The organism is Microbacterium sp. NPDC055683, from assembly GCF_053617895.1.
Genome location: NZ_JBSHGQ010000002.1, coordinates 157693 through 176416, shown reverse-complemented (window position 1 = coordinate 176416; position 18724 = coordinate 157693). Strand labels below are relative to the sequence as shown.

Annotated in this window: 13 protein-coding genes and 2 tRNA genes; 10 read left to right on the top strand and 5 right to left on the bottom strand. The window is 72.9% G+C overall.

All coding sequences use genetic code 11. The annotated features are described in order from the left end of the window. Positions 1 to 56: 56 nt before the first annotated feature. Positions 57 to 1331: a phosphotransferase gene (locus tag ACWGPF_RS01875; protein ID WP_452331196.1), complete on the bottom strand. Its 1275-nt coding sequence runs from the start codon at positions 1329 to 1331 to the stop codon at positions 57 to 59. Positions 1332 to 1395: 64 nt separating this feature from the next. Between ACWGPF_RS01875 and nudC the strand changes: the two genes are divergently transcribed. Then, positions 1396 to 2292 carry an NAD(+) diphosphatase gene (gene nudC, locus ACWGPF_RS01870; protein WP_452331195.1) on the top strand — a complete coding sequence of 299 codons (897 nt, stop codon included), beginning with the start codon at positions 1396 to 1398 and terminating at the stop codon, positions 2290 to 2292. Beyond that, positions 2289 to 3998, top strand: a complete 1710-nt coding sequence (locus ACWGPF_RS01865; protein WP_452331194.1) for an ATP-dependent helicase — start codon at positions 2289 to 2291, stop codon at positions 3996 to 3998. The genes nudC and ACWGPF_RS01865 overlap by 4 nt, the downstream gene beginning before the upstream one ends. A gap of 784 nt (positions 3999 to 4782) precedes the next feature. On the opposite strand, the gene ACWGPF_RS01860 is transcribed toward ACWGPF_RS01865, so the two are convergent. Next, a complete protein-coding gene (locus tag ACWGPF_RS01860) occupies positions 4783 to 6165 on the bottom strand; it encodes a zinc-dependent metalloprotease (RefSeq protein WP_452331193.1) in 1383 nt (460 codons plus the stop codon). 121 nt (positions 6166 to 6286) lie between these two features. On the opposite strand from ACWGPF_RS01860, the gene ACWGPF_RS01855 reads away from it, so the two are divergent. From ACWGPF_RS01855 to ACWGPF_RS01845, 3 genes are all read left to right on the top strand, one after another. Next, entirely contained in the window at positions 6287 to 7411 is a 1125-nt protein-coding gene (locus tag ACWGPF_RS01855; RefSeq protein WP_452331192.1) for a YlbL family protein, read from the top strand. 49 nt (positions 7412 to 7460) lie between these two features. After that, positions 7461 to 10391 (top strand): UPF0182 family membrane protein, encoded by a 2931-nt coding sequence (locus ACWGPF_RS01850; protein WP_452331191.1) that lies wholly within the window; start codon positions 7461 to 7463, stop codon positions 10389 to 10391. 555 nt (positions 10392 to 10946) lie between these two features. Next, on the top strand, positions 10947 to 11204 hold the full coding sequence (locus ACWGPF_RS01845; RefSeq protein WP_452331190.1) for a DUF2283 domain-containing protein: 258 nt from the start codon (positions 10947 to 10949) through the stop codon (positions 11202 to 11204). A gap of 365 nt (positions 11205 to 11569) precedes the next feature. Here the strand turns inward: ACWGPF_RS01845 and ACWGPF_RS01840 are convergent. Further along, positions 11570 to 11643: transfer RNA gene (locus tag ACWGPF_RS01840), tRNA-Met, on the bottom strand. A 94-nt stretch (positions 11644 to 11737) separates the two neighbouring features. Next, positions 11738 to 11811 (bottom strand) — tRNA-Met (locus ACWGPF_RS01835). 89 nt (positions 11812 to 11900) lie between these two features. Here ACWGPF_RS01835 and ACWGPF_RS01830 point away from each other — a divergent pair. Next, positions 11901 to 12374, top strand: a complete 474-nt coding sequence (locus ACWGPF_RS01830) for a DUF6328 family protein (protein ID WP_452331189.1) — start codon at positions 11901 to 11903, stop codon at positions 12372 to 12374. Positions 12375 to 12383: 9 nt separating this feature from the next. Then, the gene (locus tag ACWGPF_RS01825) at positions 12384 to 13181 is read left to right on the top strand and encodes a carbon-nitrogen hydrolase family protein (RefSeq protein WP_452331188.1); all 798 of its coding nucleotides are present in this window, start codon (positions 12384 to 12386) and stop codon (positions 13179 to 13181) included. A gap of 4 nt (positions 13182 to 13185) precedes the next feature. Here ACWGPF_RS01825 and ACWGPF_RS01820 read toward each other — a convergent pair whose 3' ends face one another. Further along, on the bottom strand, positions 13186 to 14382 hold the full coding sequence (locus ACWGPF_RS01820) for an aminotransferase class I/II-fold pyridoxal phosphate-dependent enzyme (RefSeq protein ID WP_452331187.1): 1197 nt from the start codon (positions 14380 to 14382) through the stop codon (positions 13186 to 13188). A gap of 107 nt (positions 14383 to 14489) precedes the next feature. On the opposite strand from ACWGPF_RS01820, the gene ACWGPF_RS01815 reads away from it, so the two are divergent. The 3 genes from ACWGPF_RS01815 (at position 14490) to ACWGPF_RS01805 (ending at position 18720) form a co-directional block, all read left to right on the top strand. Beyond that, on the top strand, positions 14490 to 15977 hold the full coding sequence (locus tag ACWGPF_RS01815) for a S1C family serine protease (protein ID WP_452331186.1): 1488 nt from the start codon (positions 14490 to 14492) through the stop codon (positions 15975 to 15977). Between the two features lie 65 nt (positions 15978 to 16042). Further along, positions 16043 to 17293, top strand: a complete 1251-nt coding sequence (locus ACWGPF_RS01810) for a CDP-glycerol glycerophosphotransferase family protein (protein WP_452331185.1) — start codon at positions 16043 to 16045, stop codon at positions 17291 to 17293. Further along, positions 17290 to 18720 carry a CDP-glycerol glycerophosphotransferase family protein gene (locus tag ACWGPF_RS01805; protein WP_452331184.1) on the top strand — a complete coding sequence of 477 codons (1431 nt, stop codon included), beginning with the start codon at positions 17290 to 17292 and terminating at the stop codon, positions 18718 to 18720. The genes ACWGPF_RS01810 and ACWGPF_RS01805 overlap by 4 nt, the downstream gene beginning before the upstream one ends. Positions 18721 to 18724 lie beyond the last annotated feature (4 nt).

Sequence of the window (18724 nt, the reverse complement as noted above, 5' to 3'; positions counted from 1 at the left end):
GACGGGCTCGTCGCCGGGGCGGCCGGTCGGCGCGCGCTCCGCGGCGGGCGGTGGCGCTACCCCTGGTGGCGTCGCCGCTCGGTCTCGCGCTCGAGCGCGATGAGCTCGTCCATGTCGAGCGGCACGGTTGCGTTCGCGGCGTCGTCGGCCGGCTGCGCGGACGGCAGACGGATCTCGGGGACCGTCTCGGTGGGAACGGCGCCCGTCCGCACGTCGTCGGGGTGCGCCTCCGGCTCCGGCGCGTCCCAGCCGACCTCGGCGTCGAGCGAGAGGAGGGACGGATCGTACGCGTCGGTCTGCATCGACGTGTCGGCCGACGGCGGCGCGGCGGCGGTATCGGGCACGCGGTCGATCGCGGCGAGGGCGTCGTCGACGTCGGACGAGCCGGCGGCGATGCCTGCCAGCAGGCGATCGTCGCGCACCCCGTCGGAGAGCGACTCGAGCAGCGCCGCGGCGTCGTCCACCACATCGGGCCGGTGCGTCTCGAGGCCGTGCACGAGCCAGTGCGCGAACTCCAGCTCGGCGTGCAGGCGTGCGCGCACGCGCAGCGCGGCATCGGGGGCACGGTGCGCCGCGACGGCATAGGTCTCGAGGATGGTGTCGGCCGAGCGCGGTGCGGACGCCGTCCACCGCAGATCGAGCGCCGGGTCGTCGATCGACAGGCCGTGCCAGTCGAGCACGCCGGCGACCTTCGCCACGCCGGCCAGGTCGTCGGCGACGGCGTAGGCCGTGGAGGCCGCCCCGCCGAGGCTCACGGCCGACTCGAAGGCCCACAGCCGATCGTCCTCGAGCGCCTCGCGCCAGCGCACCATGAGCCTGACCGGGACGCGTCCGCTCGCGCCGGCGGCGTCGAGCACCCTCTCGACCTCCGCCCTGGCCTGCTCGGGGGAGCGGACCGGCAGACCCGCCGACCGCACGACGGAGCCCGGGAGCGAGTGGACGGCCGCGATGGCGGCGCCCATCGAGGTCGCGGCTCCCCGGCCGGCGGGGATGTCGGCGGGCTCCACCTGCGCGCCGCGCACGTACGACGTCACGACCGCCGTGGTGCCGTCGAACGGCACGGTGCCGTGGAAGGCGGGCGCGTCGAACGGGAGGATCCGCCGGACGCCGGACGTCAGCGCGCGCAGCGCCACGACGTCGGCGGAGAGCTCCCGCTCGGCCGCCTCGTCGACGGGGACCCGCACGACGAGCTCGCGGCCGTCGGCGAGCGTCGCGATCGCGGCGCTGTTGCGGCCGGCTCCGCCCGACGTCAATGCGCGGACGCCCGTGACCTCCGCACCGGGCACGGCGGCCGTCGCGGCCGCGGCTAGAGTGAGGAGGGAGCGTGGCATGGAGACCAGATTAGGTCGACGTCGCGCCCGTCCCCCCGCGCCACGCCCGTGAGAGAGGTACCGGATGGCCGCGCATGCCGCCCCGCTGACGATCGACAGGAGCGCGGGGGAGCGCATCGCGCCCGGCCTGCTCGACGCTCTGCTGCGTGATCCCGCGACCCGCGCCCTGGTCGTCCGCGGCGATGCGGCGCCCGTCGCCGAAGGCGGTCTGCTGCTCGTGCCGACGCGGGCGGTCGCGGAGGGCGCCCGCTGGGCGTTCCTCGGCCGCGACCGCACGGGCGCCGCCGTCGTGGTGGCCGCGTTCGCCGCCGACGGGGAGCCGTTCGCCGCGCCGGGGCCCGATTCCGCCCCCGAGTGGGCCGCACTGCGCCAGGTCGGCGCGCATCTCGCCGACGGCGAGCTCGAGGCGCTCGTCGCGGCGATCGCCATCGGCCGCTGGCTCGTCGACGCGCCGTTCTGCCCGGCGTGCGGAGGGGCGACGACGAGCATGCAGGCGGGATGGTCGCGCGTGTGCGACGTGTGCGGTCGCGAGCACTTCCCGCGGACGGATCCCGCCGTCATCGTCGCCGTCGCGAGCGAGGACGGATCCCGCCTCCTCCTCGGCGCGAACGCCGCGTGGCAGGGCCGCATGTACTCGTGCTTCGCGGGCTTCGTCGAGGCGGGCGAGTCGCTCGAGACGGCCGTCCACCGTGAGATCGCCGAGGAGGCGGGGGTGCGCGTCGCGGACATCCGCTACGTCGGCTCGCAGCCCTGGCCCTACCCCCGTTCGCTCATGCTCGGGTTCCACGCCGCGACCGTCGCGGACGAGGAGGCGCGCGCCGACGGCGAGGAGATCCTCGCCGTGCGCTGGTTCTCGCGGGACGAGATCGGAGAGGGACTCGCGGGCCGTGGCGAGGTGTCGCTCCCGGGGCCCGCGTCGATCGCGCACCGGCTCATCCGCTCCTGGTACGAGGGAGCGTGAGCCCGCTCGACGCCCTCGACGAGCAGCAGCGGCGCGCGGCCTCTCTGCTGCGCGGCCCCGTCGCGGTGCTCGCGGGGGCGGGGGCGGGGAAGACGCGCGTCATCACCCACCGCATCGCGCACGGTGTGGACACGGGCGCGTACACGCCGAACCGGGTGATGGCGGTGACGTTCACGGCCAAGGCCGCCGGCGAGCTGCGAGGGCGCCTGCGCGCCCTCGGCGTGGAGGGCGTGCAGGCCAAGACGTTCCACGCCGCGGCGCTCGCGCAGATCAACTTCTTCTGGCCCACCGTGACGGGCGATGTCGCGCCCACGATCGTCGACAACAAGGTCCGCCTCCTCGCGCACGCCGCCGACGGGCTGCGCCTCCGGCCCGACACGGCGACGCTGCGCGACGTGGCGGCGCAGATCGAGTGGCGCAAGGTCACGATGCGGTCGATCGCGCAGTACGCGACCCTCCAGCGCTCGGTCGGCGCCCTCACGCCGTCGGCTCTCGTGGACCTCATGCGCGCGTACGAGCGCGTCAAGGACGAACGCCGGCAGCTCGACTTCGAGGACGTCCTGCTCGCCTGCGCGGGGATGCTCGAGGCCGAGCCGCAGGTCACGCGGGCCGTGCGTGAGCAGTACCGGCACTTCACGGTCGACGAGTACCAGGACGTGTCGCCCCTGCAGAGCCGGCTGCTGGACCTGTGGCTCGGCGACCGGCGCGACCTGTGCGTCGTCGGCGACGCCAGCCAGACGATCTACTCCTTCACGGGGGCGGAATCGAGGTTCCTGCTCGACTTCGAGCGCCGCTACCCGGATGCGACGGTCGTGCGGCTGGAGCGCAACTACCGGTCGGCGCCCGCCGTCATCGCCGTCGCCAACGCGCTCATGCGGGGGCGGCCCGGTGCGCTCCGGCTCGAGCCCGCCCCGGATGCCGCGGCGGGCGACGTGCCGGTCGTGACCGGCTACCACGACGAGCACTTCGAGGCGGAGGGCGTCGCGGACGCCATCGTCGCCCAGCTGGAGACGGCGGCGCCGTCGGACATCGCCGTACTGTACCGCGCGCATGCGCAGTCCGCGGAGATCCAGGACGCGCTCGCCCGGCGGGGCGTACCCACCACGGTGCTCGGCGGGCGGCGGTTCTTCGACATGCCGGAGGTCAGACAGGCCGTCATGGCGCTGCGCGGCGCGGCGATCTCCCCGGGTGACGGCGGCTTCGCCGACACCGTCCGCGACGTGCTGCGCAGCCTCGGCCACAGCGACGAGGCCCCGGCGGCGGGCGGGGCGCTGCGAGACGCGTGGGAGGCGCGCGCGGCCATCCTGCGCCTCGCCGAGGAGGCCGCCCCTGGCACGACGCTGCGCGCCTTCACGGAACAGCTCATGGCGCGCGCGAAGGACCAGCACGAGCCGACGCTGCGCACGGTGACGCTGTCGACCCTGCACGCGGCGAAGGGCCTGGAGTGGCCGCACGTCCATCTCCTCGGGCTCGCCGAGGGGCTGCTGCCGATCTCGTACGCCACCTCCCTCGAGGGCGTGGACGAGGAGCGGCGCCTCGCCTACGTCGGGATCACGCGCGCGCGCCGATCGCTCTCGCTGTCGTGGCCGCGCGCATCGGCGTCGGGTCGACTGCAGCGGGAGCCGTCGCGCTTCCTCGCGGAGATCGGCACAGACACTCTGCGTGCGGGCGCCGGCTCCGCCACTCGCGGCTCCCGTCGAGCCTGACGACGGCGGAGCGCGTCGTGCCGGCATCGGCTCGCAGCAGCTCGGAGACGATCCAGGCGGCGCTCACCGTGAGCGCGTCCGGCACGGGAGCGGGCGGTCGCGCGAGCAGCTGCACCGCGAGCGAGGGCCACGCCGGGTCGCGGTCGCGCTCGTGCGCCGCGAGGCACGACAGGCACGGGCCTGCGCCCGGGCGCACGACGGGGCCGATCTCCGCGCGCTCGGCCGCGAACACGACGGGCGCGTGGACGGCGTCGGCTCGCATGAGCGGCGCCCATGCGGAGGGTGCGACGGCGTGATGGGCGATCAGGACGACGGGGACGCGGCTCCCGGCGATGTGCGGCGGCACCCACTCGGCTGCCCAACCGCAGCCGGCGAGCGCCGTGCACAGCGCCGTCACCGTCTCCGCGGCGACCGTGTCCGACGTCACGATGTGGACGGCGGCGGGGTCGGCGCGGCGGAGCACCGCGGGCGCGAGGGCGGCCAGGAACGACTCGATCTCCGCCGGCTCGGCGCCCACGGCGAAGCCGAGCGAGACGGGGTCGTCCTCCACGCCGTCGATGAGCCGGGCGATGAGGCGCTGCTGCCAGGGAGCCGGCTCGACGACCCGGATGTCGGAGTCGACCCCGAGCTGCAGCGTCGCCTCGTCGCGCCACAGGGGCGGCCGCGCGGGGTCGAGGAGGAGGAACGCCATAGCGCGATTGTGCTCCGCTTCCGCGGGCCGCGCGGCGGCTGTCCACAGGGGCGGCGACGGCGTCCGGCGGAGCCGCCCCTGTGGACAGGAGGTTCACACCGGGTGGTCGCCCTCCGGGCGCTCGTCGTCGTCCGAAGGCGGCTCGTCCGAGCGGCCCGCCTCCTCCGCGAGGAGCCGGGCGAGCGCGTCGTCCACCTCGTCGGCGGCCGGCTCCTCCCCGCGCGCCGTCGCCTCGAGTCGCGCGACGAGGGCGGCGGGGTCGTCGATGTCGGAGGCGTCGGGGATGAGGTCGGGGTAGTCCCACAGGCCGTCGCGCGCGGCGATGCCGACGGCGTCGGTGACGGAGCGCCACATCGCGGCGGCCTCGCGCAGGCGCCGCGGACGCAGGCGCAGGCCGACGAGCGCTCCGAGTGCGTCCTCCGCCGGTCCGCCCTCCGCCCGCCGCCGGCGGATGGCCTCGGCGATCCGGTCGAGATGGGGCACGCGCGACGTCGCGTCGGCCGTGACGACGTCGATCCAGCCCTCGACGAGCGCGAGCAGGTTCTCCAGGCGCTCGAGGGCCACGCGCTGCGCCTCGCTCTGTGCGGGCAGCAGGGCGCCGCTCTCGAGCGCGCGGCGCAGCTCCTCGGGGTCGGAGGGGTCGAGCCGCGACGCCATGTCCTCGAGCGCCTCGACGTCGACGTGGATGCCGCGCGCGTAGTCGGCGATCTGCGACATGATGTGCAGCCGCAGCCACTTCGCGTGACGGAAGAGGCGCGCCGAGGCGAGCTCCCTGGCGGCGATGTAGAGCGCGAGCTGGTCGTCGGGGATCTCGAGCCCCGCGCCGAGCTCGGCGAAGTTCTGCGGCAGGATGACCGCGGCTCCGGCGGCGAGCACGGGGACTCCGGCGTCCGCGCCGCTGACGACCTCGAGCGACAGCTTGCCGACGACCTGGCCGAGCTGGGTGGCGAACAGCGTGCCGCCCACGCCGCGCATGAGGCGGCCCGCGTTCTGCACGAGCTCCTGCATCTCCTCGGGCACCTGCGTGCGCAGCGCCTCGGTGAGGGCGTCAGCGATGCTCGTCGCGACCGGCTCCGCGATCTCCTGCCAGACCGGCAGCGTCTCCTCGACCCACTGCCCGCGCGTGACCACGCGGGGGACCTCCGCGGTCGCCGAGAGCGTCGTCGCCTCGCCGAGCCACAGGCCCGCGAGCGCGAAAGCCTGGTCGAGGTCGGTCTTCTGGCCGTCGGTCACGATGCGGCCGTCCTGGTTGGCGATGTGCAGGGCCTGCCGCCGGGTCGCATCCCACGAGATCGCGCCGTCCTGCGCTCCCGCGAACATCCCCTGGAACTGCTGCATCAGCTGGCCGAGCGCGGCCGGATCGACCGGCATCCCCGCCATCCGGGCGAGATGCTCGGGATCGAGGGATCCGCCGCTCATGAGCCGGCGCATGAGCTCCTGGAACTCCTCCTCCGGAGTCCTGTCGTCGTCTGCCACGTCAGCCGCCTTTCAGCCGGTCTCGCTCTGTCCGATCTAGGCTAATCGCGCCCGTCGCCGCACCTCCCGCGGCGGGGCGGATGCGCTTACGCCACCCGCGAACGACAGCCGAAGGACGCCCGTGACCCTCATCGACGATCAGTCCCGGCCGGCGCGCACGCGCGGGGCGTCCGCTTCGCGTCGCACCGTCGCGGGGATCTGGGCGCTCACGGCCGCGCTCCTCGCGCTCGTCGTCATCACCTTCCTCCCGACGTCCTTCGTCATCCAGCAGCCGGGTCCCGTGTACGACACCATCGGCGGCGTCGTCGACTCAGACGGGCAGGAGGTGCCGCTCATCGAGGTCGCGGACGCCGAGACCTACGAGACGTCGGGGTCGCTCGATCTCACGACCGTGCAGGTCGTCGGCAACCGCGAGCGCACGCCGTCGTGGTTCGAGCTCGCGCTCGCGTGGCTCGACCCCGCCCGCGCCGTCGTGCCTCTCGACTCCGTCTTCCCGGAAGGGCAGACGACCGAGCAGCGCGAGGAGCAGAACGCCGTGGCGATGGTCGACTCTCAGGCCGAGGCGACCGCGGCGGCGCTCACGCAGCTGGGCTACGACGTGGGTGCGCACCTGCGCGTGGTGGGACCGACGAGCGACGAGTCGCCCGCGGCCGGCGTGCTCGCGGAGGACGACGTCGTCGTCGCGGCCGACGGCGAGCCGGTGTCGGACGTCGAGGGACTGAAGGAGATCATCGCGGCGGGCGAGGGCGACGCCGTCGTCCTCACGATCCAGCGCGACGGGGCGGAGCAGGACGTCGAGATCGTCCCCGACGAGGTGGAGGCCGACGGGGAGACCTCCTGGGCGATCGGGGTCTATCTCACGACCGCGTTCGACTTCCCGATCGACGTCACCATCCAGCTGGAGGACGTCGGGGGGCCGAGCGCCGGCACGATGTTCGCCCTCGGCATCATCGACACCCTCACGCCGGGCTCGCTCACGGGCGGCGAGGAGATCGCCGGCACGGGCACGATCGACGCCGCGGGCACGGTCGGGGCCATCGGCGGCATCCGCCAAAAGCTGTACGGGGCATCCGGCGCCGGCGCCGACTGGTTCCTCGCACCGGCCGAGAACTGCGACGAGGTCGTCGGGCACATCCCGCAGGGCCTGCAGGTGTTCTCCATCTCCACCCTCGACGACGCCCTCGCCGCCGTGGAGGCGATCGCGTCGGGCGAGACCGACGCGCTGCCCACCTGCACGACTGGCTGAGCGTTGCCTCTGTCCGGGCGATGCCCGGGCGGTGCATGCCTAGGATGGCATGGTGACCTCGACCTCGGCGCCGACTCCGGCCACGACTCCGTCCCCCTTCCGAAGAATCGTGACGATCTCGCTGGCGGTCATCGCCGCGCTCGTCGTCGCCTTCTTCGCCTTCGCCTCGCTGTACACGGACTTCCTCTGGTACCAGCAGCTGGAGTTCGAGTCGGTGCTGCTCACGCAGTGGACGGCGCGCGTCATCATGTTCGCGATCGGCTTCGCCGGGATGGCCGTGCCGGTGTGGCTGGCGATCTTCCTCGCCTACCGCCTGCGTCCGGTCTACGCGCGTCTCAGCTCGCAGCTCGACCGCTATCAGGAGGTCGTCGAGCCCCTCCGTCGCCTCGCGATGTGGGGCATCCCCGTGTTCTTCGGCTTCTTCGCGGGCTTCGCGGCGTCGTCGCAGTGGGAGACCGCATGGCTGTGGGCGAACGGCACCGCCACGGGCGACGCCGACCCGCAGTTCGGCCTCGACACCGGCTTCTACATGTTCGCCATGCCGTTCTACGCGGCCGTCGTCGGCTTCGTTCTCGCGGTCGTGCTCATCTGCCTCCTCGTGACGGCGCTCGTGTCGTATCTGTACGGCTCGGTGCGTATCGGGCAGGGCGAGCTGCGCATCTCGAAGCCGGCCCGCATCCAGCTGGCGATCACGGCGGGTCTCTACCTGCTCGCGCAGGCCGCGAGCATCTGGCTCGACCGCTTCTACACCATGGTCGACCAGGGCGACCGCATCACGGGGCCCGGCTATGCGGGCGTGAACGCCGTCATCCCCGGGCAGACCATCCTCGCGATCGTCGCGGCGCTCGTCGCCCTGCTGTTCTTCGTCACGGCGATCATCGGGCGCTGGCGGTACCCGCTCATCGCGACCGCGCTCCTCGTGGTGACCTCGCTCGTCGTGGGCGTCGGATACCCGTGGGCCGTCACGACCTTCCAGGTGCGCCCCAACGAGCAGGCGTATGAGCTCGACTACTTCCAGAAGAACGTCGACGCGACGCGCGCCGCGTACGGGCTCGACGGCATCGAGACGGTGCCGTTCGCGGCCGAGACCGACGCCGAGGCCGGCCAGCTGCGTGACGACGCCGACACGACGGCCTCGATCCGCCTCATGGATCCGGGGGTGATCAGCCCCACGGTGCAGCAGCTGCAGCAGTTCCGCGCGTACTACGGGTTCCAGGACACGCTCGACGTCGACCGCTACGAGGTCGACGGCGAGACGCAGGACACGGTCGTCGCCGTGCGTGAGCTCGACCTCGGCCAGCTCGACGCCGACGCGCAGACGTGGAACAACACGACGCTCGTCTACACCCATGGCTACGGGATGGTGGCGGCGAAGGGCAACGAGCGCACGAACGAGGGCGAGCCCGTCTTCATCGAGAGCAACATCCCCTCCAGCGGCATCCTGTCCGACCTCGAGTACGAGCCTCGCGTCTACTTCGGCGAGAGCAACCCGGCGTACTCGATCGTGGGCGCCCCGGAGGGCACGGAGCCGGTCGAGCTCGACTACCCCGCCGGCGAGGAGGGCGCCTCGCAGACGAACACGACGTTCGAGGGCGACGGCGGACCGAGCGTCGGCAGCTTCTTCCACCGCATCCTGTACGCGCTCAAGTTCCAGTCCGAGCAGATCCTCTTCTCGGACTACGTGAACGAGGACTCGCAGATCCTGTACGACCGCGACCCGCTCACGCGCGTGCAGAAGGCAGCGCCCTACCTGACGCTCGACAGCGACCCGTACCCGTCGGTCGTCGACGGCCGCATCGTCTGGATCGTCGACGGCTACACGACGAGCGCGACGTACCCGTACTCCTCGCAGGTGAGCCTGTCGCAGGCGATCAGCGACTCGACGAACCCGACGCCCAACCTCCTCATCGACGAGATCAACTACATCCGCAACTCGGTGAAGGCGACGGTCGACGCGTACGACGGCTCCGTCACGCTGTACGCGTGGGACGAGGAGGACCCGGTCCTCCAGACGTGGCAGAACATCTACCCGTCCACGCTGAAGTCGATCGACGAGATGTCGGGCGAGCTCATGAGCCACGTCCGCTACCCGACCGACCTGTTCAAGGTGCAGCGGGCCATGCTCGGCACGTACCACGTCGACAACGCGCGGGCGTTCTACCAGCGCGACAACGCGTGGACGACGCCGAACGACCCGACGAACGACCAGGCGCTCCAGCCGCCGTACTACCTCTCGATGCGCATGCCCGACGAGGAGGAGCCGACGTTCTCGATGTTCACGACGTTCATCCCCGACGGCGGGTCGCGCAATGTGCTCATGGGGTACCTCGCCGTCGACTCCGATGCCGGTTCGGAGGCGGGCGCGGTGAGCGACGAGTACGGCAAGCTGACCATGCTCGAGATCTCCGCCGACACCACGGTCCCCGGACCCGGTCAGGTGCAGAACTCGTTCGACTCGGACTCGGCGATCGCGAACGAGATGAACATCCTCACGATCGGCTCGTCCGACGTGCAGCTGGGCAACCTGCTGACGCTCCCCGTCGGCGGCGGCCTGCTGTACGTGCAGCCGGTCTACGTGCAGTCGACGAGCGGCACGTCCTACCCGCTGCTGCGCAAGGTGCTCGTGGCCTTCGGCGACCAGCTCGCGTTCGAGGACACTCTCGCGGAGTCGCTCGATGCGCTGTTCGGCGGCGAGTCCGGCGCGGAGACGGGCGACTCCGACGTCACGCCCGTCGACCCCGACACCGAGCAGCCGATCGACGAGGGATCGACGGAGGAGCCGTCGACCGATCCGACGCCGCAGCCCTCGGCGCCGTCGACCGACACGTACGAGGCGGCTCTCGCGGACGCGCAGACGGCGCTGAACGAGAAGCAGGCGGCGCTCGAGGCCGGCGACATGGTGGCCTACGCCGAGGCCGACGCCGAGCTCACCGACGCGCTCGAGCGTCTGCTCGCGTTCGAGGACGCCACGGGGGAGTGACCCCGCCCGACGGCGCCCCGCAGGCTCGGCCTGCGGGGCGCCGTCGCATCCGGCGCCACTTCATCTCCCTCTGTCCTCGTCTCTCCGACGGTCGCGGATGAGGCGAGGACCTGCCGCGCCCGAGGACATCGACAGCGTTGCCGTCGGCAGCGCCGGCGCAGCCATGGAATCGCCCGTCTCGCTCGACACTCTGACCGTCGTGAGGCGCCGGCGCCGGAGCGCGCCACCGCGCTTCCCCAACGGTCACCGTACTTCGTAGATACGGCGCGGTGGATCGGGTTTCGCAAGGCCACCTCGACTATCGCGATGTCGGCGAAGATCGCCGCAGCGAGGTCTCGATCCCAGACGTACAAGATCCTCGCAAGTCCGGGGCGCTGTGAGGCGGCGTTCGAGTAGGTCCTTCGGCGATCCTGCGAACCAGCATGGTCGAGAGCGGCCGCTTGCTCGTGACTGGCTCGCAGTCGACCTTCACTCGTGGGGTAGTCTCCGGATCTGGCCTCTCCCGACTTGAGCGGTGAAGCCTCCGGGCTTCCCTTTTGCCTTAGCGTCATTGGTATGAGCGTTCGGTTCGACTCCGAGGCAGACGCGGCGTACATCCCGGTGGGACCAGGTCCCGGCTCCGGCGAGGCCGTGCGGCAGATCGCAGGCATCGCCGGCCCGCACGGCGGCGAGATCATCCTCGACTTCGACGCAGGAGGTCATCTGCTGGGCATCGAGATCCTCGGCGCTGCTGTACTGATTCGTCCGGACGTGCTCGAGGGAGCGGAGGTTGGTGAGCGGCTGCGACCCGTGAAGGGTCCGGAGCCGCGATGAGGTTGTGGTTCTCGCGCTTGGGGGAAGCGCGGTTCGCCGACCTCGATGCGGCGGCCAACCGTCGTGCGCGAGATGCCGAGCTCGTCGGCCACCTGCTGCGGCGTCATCGTGGGAGTCTCGACCCGAATGGAGACCGGGGCGAGCCTCGACAGCACCAGCGTCGATCAAGAGACTCGCCGTGTTGATGTTCCACGCAGGCAGGGGCTGCGGCGGAGAGCGGGGCGCTGGCGCTCACGCTGCTCCTAGCCGGCGGCGCGCCGCCCGTCGAACCGCTCGCCGATGAGCCAAGGGAGAGTGAGAACGGAGGTCGCTCTCGCTTAGGCAATGGGAAAGGCCCGGATCCGAGGATCCGGGCCTTCTTCTTGTTGCGGGGACAGGATTTGAACCTGCGACCTCTGGGTTATGAGCCCAGCGAGCTACCGAACTGCTCCACCCCGCGGCACAAGGGACAACACTAGCACGGGAACCGGCGTGTGTCGAATCGGCGGGGGAACGCAGAAGGCCCGGATCCGAGGATCCGGGCCTTCTCCTTGTTGCGGGGACAGGATTTGAACCTGCGACCTCTGGGTTATGAGCCCAGCGAGCTACCGAACTGCTCCACCCCGCGCCACTCCTCCAGCTTAACCCGGGATGGCCGCCGCGTCGAATCGAGGCGTCCGGATGGTGAACCCGGGCGTGGCGCGGGAGGATGGCCGCATGAGTGCGGCGGAGGGACTGCGGCCCGGCGAATCCGAGGCGGAGCGGTATGACAGGAACTGGACCGACGTGCTGCAGGAGCTGCGCGTGCTGCAGACGGGCACGCAGATCCTCACGGGCTTCCTCCTCGCCCTGGCCTTCCAGCCGGCGTTCGCCGACCTCGACGACGCGCAGCGCGTGCTCTACCTCGTGCTCGTCGTCCTGTCGGCTGTGAGCGCCGTCATCGCGCTCGCACCCGTCGCCCTGCATCGCGTGCTCTTCCGCGAAGGACGCAAGGGCCTCATCGTGCGGGTCGGGCACATCGCGCTCGTGACGGCGATGGCGGTCGTCTCGGCGCTCCTCGTGGGCGTCCTCGCGTTCGTCTTCGACGTCGTCGTGGGGGAGCAGGCGGCGTGGACGGCGGGCGGTGCGCTCGGCGTCCTCGTGGTCGTGCTGTGGGTCGCCGTGCCGCTCGCGCTGCGCGCGCGCCGCTAGGCTGGCGGCATGCCGCAGGTCGGAGTCGCCGTCGCCCAGTTCTCACCCGGAGCGGACGCTCACGCCAACCGGGAGGCCGTGGCGGACCTCGTGCGCACGGCGGTGGAGCGCCGCGCCGACGTCGTGGTGCTCCCGGAGTACTCCTCGTACTTCGTCGACCCCTTCGACGCGACGCTCGCCGTGCACGCCGAGGATCTCGACGGTCCGTTCTCGTCGCACCTGCGCGCGGTCGCGGAGGAGACCGGCGCGATCGTCGTCGCGGGGCTGCTGGAGCGCACCGACGGCCGCCGGGTGCGCAACGCCGTCATCGCCGTCGACGCGTCGGGCGTCCGGGCGGTCTACCGGAAGGCGCACCTGTACGACGCCTTCGGCCAGCGGGAGTCCGACTGGGTGGAGGCCGGCGACCTGTCCGCTCCCGAGACGTTCGACGTCGAGGGGCTGCGGTTCGGGCTCATGACCTGCTACGACCTGCGCTTCCCCGAGTCGGCCCGCGTGCTCGCCGATGCCGGCGTGCACGTCGCGCTCGTCCCCGCCCAGTGGGTGCGCGGGTCGCTCAAGGAGCATCACTGGCGCACGCTCGCGACGGCGCGCGCCATCGAGAACACGATGTACCTCGCGGCCGCCGACCATACGCCCCCGCTCGCGGTGGGCAACTCGCTCGTCGTCGACCCGCAGGGGACGGCGATCGCGAGCGTCGGCACGGCGACCGACGTCGCGGTCGCGTTCGCCGATGCGGCCGTCGTCGAGAACGTGCGCCGGGTGAACCCCGCCCTCGCGCTGCGCCGGTACCGGGTCGCACCGCGCTGAGCGCTCACAGCGCCGCGAGCCGCAGGGCCGCCTCCTCGAGGACATCCATCCGCTTGCAGGCCGCGAAGCGGACGAGCGTCGCGTAGGGCGTCCGACGCTCAGGCGCGGCGAACGCCGTGAGGGGGATGGCCACCACCCCTGCGCGGTCCGCGAGCGCGAGGCAGAAGGCCCGCGCGTCGACCGCGCCGAGCGGCGCCGCGTCGGCGACCGTGAAGTACGACCCTCTGGGCGTCGAGACGCCGAACCCGGCGGCGCGCAGTCCCGCGCCGAGCACGTCGCGTTTGGCGCGCATGTCGTCGGCGATGCCCGTGAAGAAGGACTCCGGCAGCCGCAGGCCCGTCGCGATGGCGGGCTGGAACGGCGCGCCCCCGACGTACGTCAGGAACTGCTTGACGGCGAGCACCGCCGTGACGAGGTCGGCGGGGCCCGACAGCCATCCGATCTTCCACCCGGTGGTGCGGAACGTCTTGCCGCCGGACGAGATCGACAGTGTGCGCTCGGCCGCACCGGGCAGCGTCGCGATCGGCGTGTGCGGGGCGTCGAAGACGAGGTGCTCGTAGACCTCGTCGGTGACGATGAACGCGTCGTGGCGGTGGGCGAGCCGCACGATCTCCTCGCGCACGGCGGCGGAGAAGACGGCGCCCGTCGGGTTGTGCGGGTCGTTCACGAGGATGATCCGCGTGCGGTCCGTCACGGCGTGCGCGAGCTCGTCGAGGTCGGGCTGGAAGTCCGGCCACCGCAGCGGCACCGTCCGCAGCCTCGCCCCGGCGAGAGCCACGCACGCGGCGTACGCGTCGTAGTGCGGTTCGAAGACGACGACCTCGTCGTCCGGCCCATCGCACAGCGCGAGCAGCGTGGCCGCGATCGCCTCCGTCGCGCCCGCCGTCACGAGGATCTCGCTGCCGGGGTCGAGGCGGATGCCGTAGTGCCGCGCCTGATGCTCGGCGACGGCCTCGAGGAGGTCGGGGAGGCCGCGCCCCGGCGGGTACTGGTTCGCCCCCGCGGCGATCGCGGCACGGGCGGCCTCGAGCACCTCGGCCGGCCCGTCCTCGTCGGGGAAGCCCTGACCGAGGTTGATCGCGCCCGTCGAGGCCGCGAGAGCCGACATCTCTGCGAAGATCGTGGGGGCGACGGCCCCGTCGGCTCCCAGGAGCCCCGCCCCTCCAGCTGTCCGCCTCCAGGCGCCCGGGATGTCTCGCACCCGGTCAGGGTACCGGTCCGGGAAGTCACGGAGCGGCCATACCCGCGACATAGGAAGCGCACAGGCTGCGGGAACACTCTGAGGGGGACGTGGAAGAAGGAGCACCCATGGACGACCAGCGTTCCGGCGAAACCCCGGACCAGACCCCTCAGGACCCCGCGGCCCGCGCGCAGGCCGCGCCCGCCGCGTACCCGTACCCGAACCCGACGAGCATCCCGCCGCGGCCCGCGCCGCCGACGGGCTACGGCGCCGCGCCGCAGCAGCCCGCTTCGTCCCTGCCGGGCGCGGCCTTCGGGCCGGCGGCCGACACCCAGCCGACGGCGCCGCTCCCTCGCGACGGCGAGACGCAGCCCTACGGCCAGCACTACGCGTGGGCGCCCGCCCCCGTGAAGGAGCGGAAGAAGGGCTCCGGTCGCGTGGCGGCGGCCATCCTTGCCGCGGCCCTCGTCGGCGGAGCCGCCGGATTCGGCGGCTCGTGGGCGGGCAACGCGCTGTGGGGCGGCTCCACCACCGTCGCGTCCTCCTCGGGCGGCTCTCCCTCCAGCATCACCGTGAACAACCCCGGGTCGGTCAACGAGGCCACGGCCGTCGCGACCGAGGTGCTGCCCAGCGTGGTCACCATCGAGGTCTCGGGCGCGTCGGCATCGGGCAGCGGCTCGGGCGTCGTGCTGAGCGACGACGGCTACGTCGTGACGAACACGCACGTCGTGACCCTCGGTGGCGCCGAGAGCGACGCCGCCATCCGCGTGACGACGAGCGACGGCCGCATCTACGACGCGACCGTCGTCGGTACCGACCCGACGTACGACCTCGCCGTCATCAAGCTGGACGGCGCGAGCGACCTGACGCCGATCGAGTTCGCCGACTCGTCGGAGCTGAACGTCGGCGCCACGACCGTCGCGGTCGGCGCCCCGCTGGGGCTCGCCAACACCGTCACGACGGGCATCGTCAGCGCCCTCAACCGCAGCATCGAGATCGCCTCGTCCGCGGCGCCGGAAGGCGACAGCACGGAGGGCGACGACGGCCAGGGCGACGAGTCCAGCCCGTGGTACTTCGACATCCCCGGCCAGGAGGAGCAGCAGACGGCCACGGAGTCGATCGCGATCTCCGTCATCCAGACCGACGCGGCCATCAACCCCGGGAACTCCGGCGGCGCGCTCGTCGACAGCGAGGGCAGGCTCATCGGCGTCAACGTCGCCATCGCGACCGCGACCTCGAGCTCCGAGGAGTCCGGATCGATCGGCGTCGGCTTCGCCATCCCGTCGAACGTGGTCCAGCGCGTCACGGACGAGATCATCGAGACCGGCGCCGCGACGCACGGCCTGCTGGGCGCGAGCGTGCAGCCATCGAGCCAGGTCGAGGGCGCGACGATCACGGGCGCCTACATCGCCGACGTCGTGTCGGGCGGCGCGGCGGAGGCCGCCGGACTCGAGGCGGGCGACATCGTCACCGCGTTCAACGGGGCGTCCGTCAACGACGCGATCGACCTCACCGCCCAGGTGCGCGCCGCCGCTGCGGGCAGCGAGGCCACCGTGACCTTCGTCCGCGACGGCGAGGAGCGCACCGCGACGGTGACGCTCGGCACGCTCGAGTGACCGTCGTCCCGTCCGGACGGGGCGGGACGACGAGGAGGACGCCGCCGCACGAGTACGCTCGTGGGGTGGCGTCCTTCTCGTTCGGTGCGGGCAACGCGGCCAAGATCGCCCGCATCCCGCTGTACGCCCTCGGCCGCCTCGGCACCCTCGTCATCCCGCGCGGCTCGACGTGGGCCTTCGGCTGCGGGGCGGGCGTCGGGGACGGCCCGCTCGCGGTGCAGAGGATCGCGGCCTCCGACGGGCGGCGGACGGTCTGGGTCGCCGCGACCGCGGACGAGGCCCGCGATGCGCGTGCCGCCGGCCTCCGCGTCGTGCGCCGGTCGTCATGGCGCGGGTACTGGGAGACGGCGCGCGCTGGCGTGCTCGTCGTCGGCTTCGGCACGGGCGACGTCAACCCCTACGCCGTCTCGGGCGGCCTCCTCGTGCAGCTGTGGCACGGTATCCCGCTGAAGCGGATCGGGCTCGATTCCGCGGAGACCCTCCGCACGGGCGCGCTGCCCGACGTCCCGCTCGTCCGCGGCGCCATCCGCCTGCTCTACCGCGCGGCGCAGCGACGCATCGCGCTCCTCCCCGCGGCCTCCCACCTGGTGCGCGGGCGGCTCGAATCGGCGTTCGGGCTGCCGGACGACCGCATCGTGGTGACGGGCGAGCCTCGCGTGGACGTGCTGAGCGCGGGCGACCCCGGCGACCGGAGGCGCGAGGCGCGCGTGCTCCTCGCCCGCGTCGCCGGAGGGTTCCGCTCGACGACGCGCCTTGTCCTCTACGCCCCCACCTGGCGCGACGGCGCGCCCGATCCGGCTGTGCCGTCGACGGGGGAGTGGCGGGCGATCGTCGACATGCTCGACCGCCGCGACGCCCTCCTGCTGGTCCGCTCGCACCGCCTCGGCGCCGGCTCGTACGCCCCTCCGTTCCCCACCGACCGCGTGCGCGATCTCGGCGCCGATCGGCTGCGGGACGTCACGGCTGCGCTCCCCGGCGTCGACGCGCTCGTCACCGACTACTCGTCGCTCCTGTACGACGCGGGTCTCGTGCCGCTCCCCGTGATCGCGCTCGCGCCCGACCTGGAGGAGTACCGTGCGCGTCGCGGCTTCTACGGGCGGTACGAGGACGCCGCCGGCGACGATGCGGCGCGCACGTGGGCGGACGCGCTCGCGCGGCTGGACGCGGTCCTCGGCGACCCGGCGCTGCTCGCGGAGGGCGCTGAGCGGTCTGCGAGACTGAGCGCACGCGTGCACGCCTTCCGCGATGGAGGGAACGCCCGCCGCGTCTACGCGGCCATCCAGGCGCGCGCCGCGCGCAGGAGAGGAAGACCATGACGACTGCCCGGTTCGAGCCGGACGGCCCGCTCCTCGTCGTGGAGGGCGAAGGCGAGCGCCCCGCGTCCGCCGTCCTGGAAGGGGCCCGCGTGCGGGTGTCGGCGCGGATGACCGGACGCGGCCGCACCTGGAAGGCGCGGTTCCCCCTCACCGCGGCGCGATGGGGCGGCGAGGAGCTGCCGCTCCCGTCCGGCGAGTACCGCGTCTCGATCGACGGCGTCGACGTGCCGACGACCCTCCCGGTGCGGCTGCTGCCGGGCCTGCGTGCGGGGCTCGAGGGCGGACGGCTGCGGGTCGGACCGCCTGTCGACCCGGTCTACGACGAGCCGGAGGCGCAGGGCGCGCTCGAGCGACGGTACATCTCGCACACGGCGCCGCTCGAGGACGCCGTCTTCTTCGAGAGTTTCTACGGGCGCAACGCGAGCTGCAATCCGCTCGCGATCGACCGCGAGCTGGCCCGCCGCGCGCCGCAGGTGGTGCGCTACTGGAGCGTCGTCGACCTCTCCGTGGCCGTGCCGGACGGTGCCATCGCGGTCGTCGAGGGGAGCCCGGAGTGGTGGCGCGCCCGCAGCGTCTCGCGCCTGCTCGTCGTGAACGACTGGCTGCGCAGGACCTTCGCGCGCCGTCCGGGCCAGCGCGTCCTCCAGACCTGGCACGGCACGCCGCTCAAGCGGCTCGCGCTGCATCGCCGCGGCTTCGCGCCGCGTCGCTGGGGCGCGATCGTCAAGGAGTCGCGCCGCTGGGATGTGCTCCTCGCCCAGAACCCGTATGCGGCGGGCATCCTCTCGCGGGCGTACGCGTTCCTCCGGCGCCCCGTCTGGGTGGAGGGGTATCCCCGCAACGACGCGCTCGTGACGGGCGACGCGGCCGCCGTCCGCCGGCGGCTGGGCATCCGCGAGGGGGAGCGCGTCGTCCTGTACGCGCCGACGTGGCGCGACGACCGCGAGCGGATCGTCGACTACCTCGACCCCGCCCGCCTCGCTGTCGACGTCGACGCCGTCGTGCTCGTCCGCGGGCACTCCCGCACCCTCATCCCCGGACACGATCTCGAGGGTCCGCGCGTCATCGACGTCACGGCGTACCCCGACACGGCGGAGCTGCTGCTCGCCGCCGACGAGCTCGTGACCGACTACTCGTCGATCATGTTCGACTTCAGCGTCACGGGGAAGCCGATGTACTTCCTCGCCCCGGATCTCGAGCACTACCGGGGCGAGCTGCGAGGCTTCTACTTCGACCTCGAGCGCCGGGCGCCGGGCCCCGTCGTCCGGAACGTCGAGGAGCTCATTGCCGCGCTCGCAGCGGACCCCGCGGCCTACGCCGGCAGGTACGAGGCGTGGCGGCGCCGATTCAACGCACGGGAGGACGGCCGCGCGGCCGAGCGCGTCGTCTCCCGCCTCCTGGACCAGGGGATGATCCCCGGCGCCTGACGGC

Bases quoted from the DNA above. Each gene is read 5' to 3' on its own strand.
- ACWGPF_RS01845 (WP_452331190.1), top strand. From the start codon at position 10,947: ATGAGCGTTCGGTTCGACTCCGAGGCAGACGCGGCGTACATCCCGGTG.
- ACWGPF_RS01815 (WP_452331186.1), top strand. From the start codon at position 14,490: ATGGACGACCAGCGTTCCGGCGAAACCCCGGACCAGACCCCTCAGGAC.
- ACWGPF_RS01825 (WP_452331188.1), top strand. From the start codon at position 12,384: ATGCCGCAGGTCGGAGTCGCCGTCGCCCAGTTCTCACCCGGAGCGGAC.
- ACWGPF_RS01850 (WP_452331191.1), top strand. From the start codon at position 7,461: ATGGTGACCTCGACCTCGGCGCCGACTCCGGCCACGACTCCGTCCCCC.
- ACWGPF_RS01875 (WP_452331196.1), bottom strand. From the start codon at position 1,331: ATGCCACGCTCCCTCCTCACTCTAGCCGCGGCCGCGACGGCCGCCGTG.
- ACWGPF_RS01805 (WP_452331184.1), top strand. From the start codon at position 17,290: ATGACGACTGCCCGGTTCGAGCCGGACGGCCCGCTCCTCGTCGTGGAG.
- ACWGPF_RS01830 (WP_452331189.1), top strand. From the start codon at position 11,901: ATGAGTGCGGCGGAGGGACTGCGGCCCGGCGAATCCGAGGCGGAGCGG.
- nudC (WP_452331195.1), top strand. From the start codon at position 1,396: ATGGCCGCGCATGCCGCCCCGCTGACGATCGACAGGAGCGCGGGGGAG.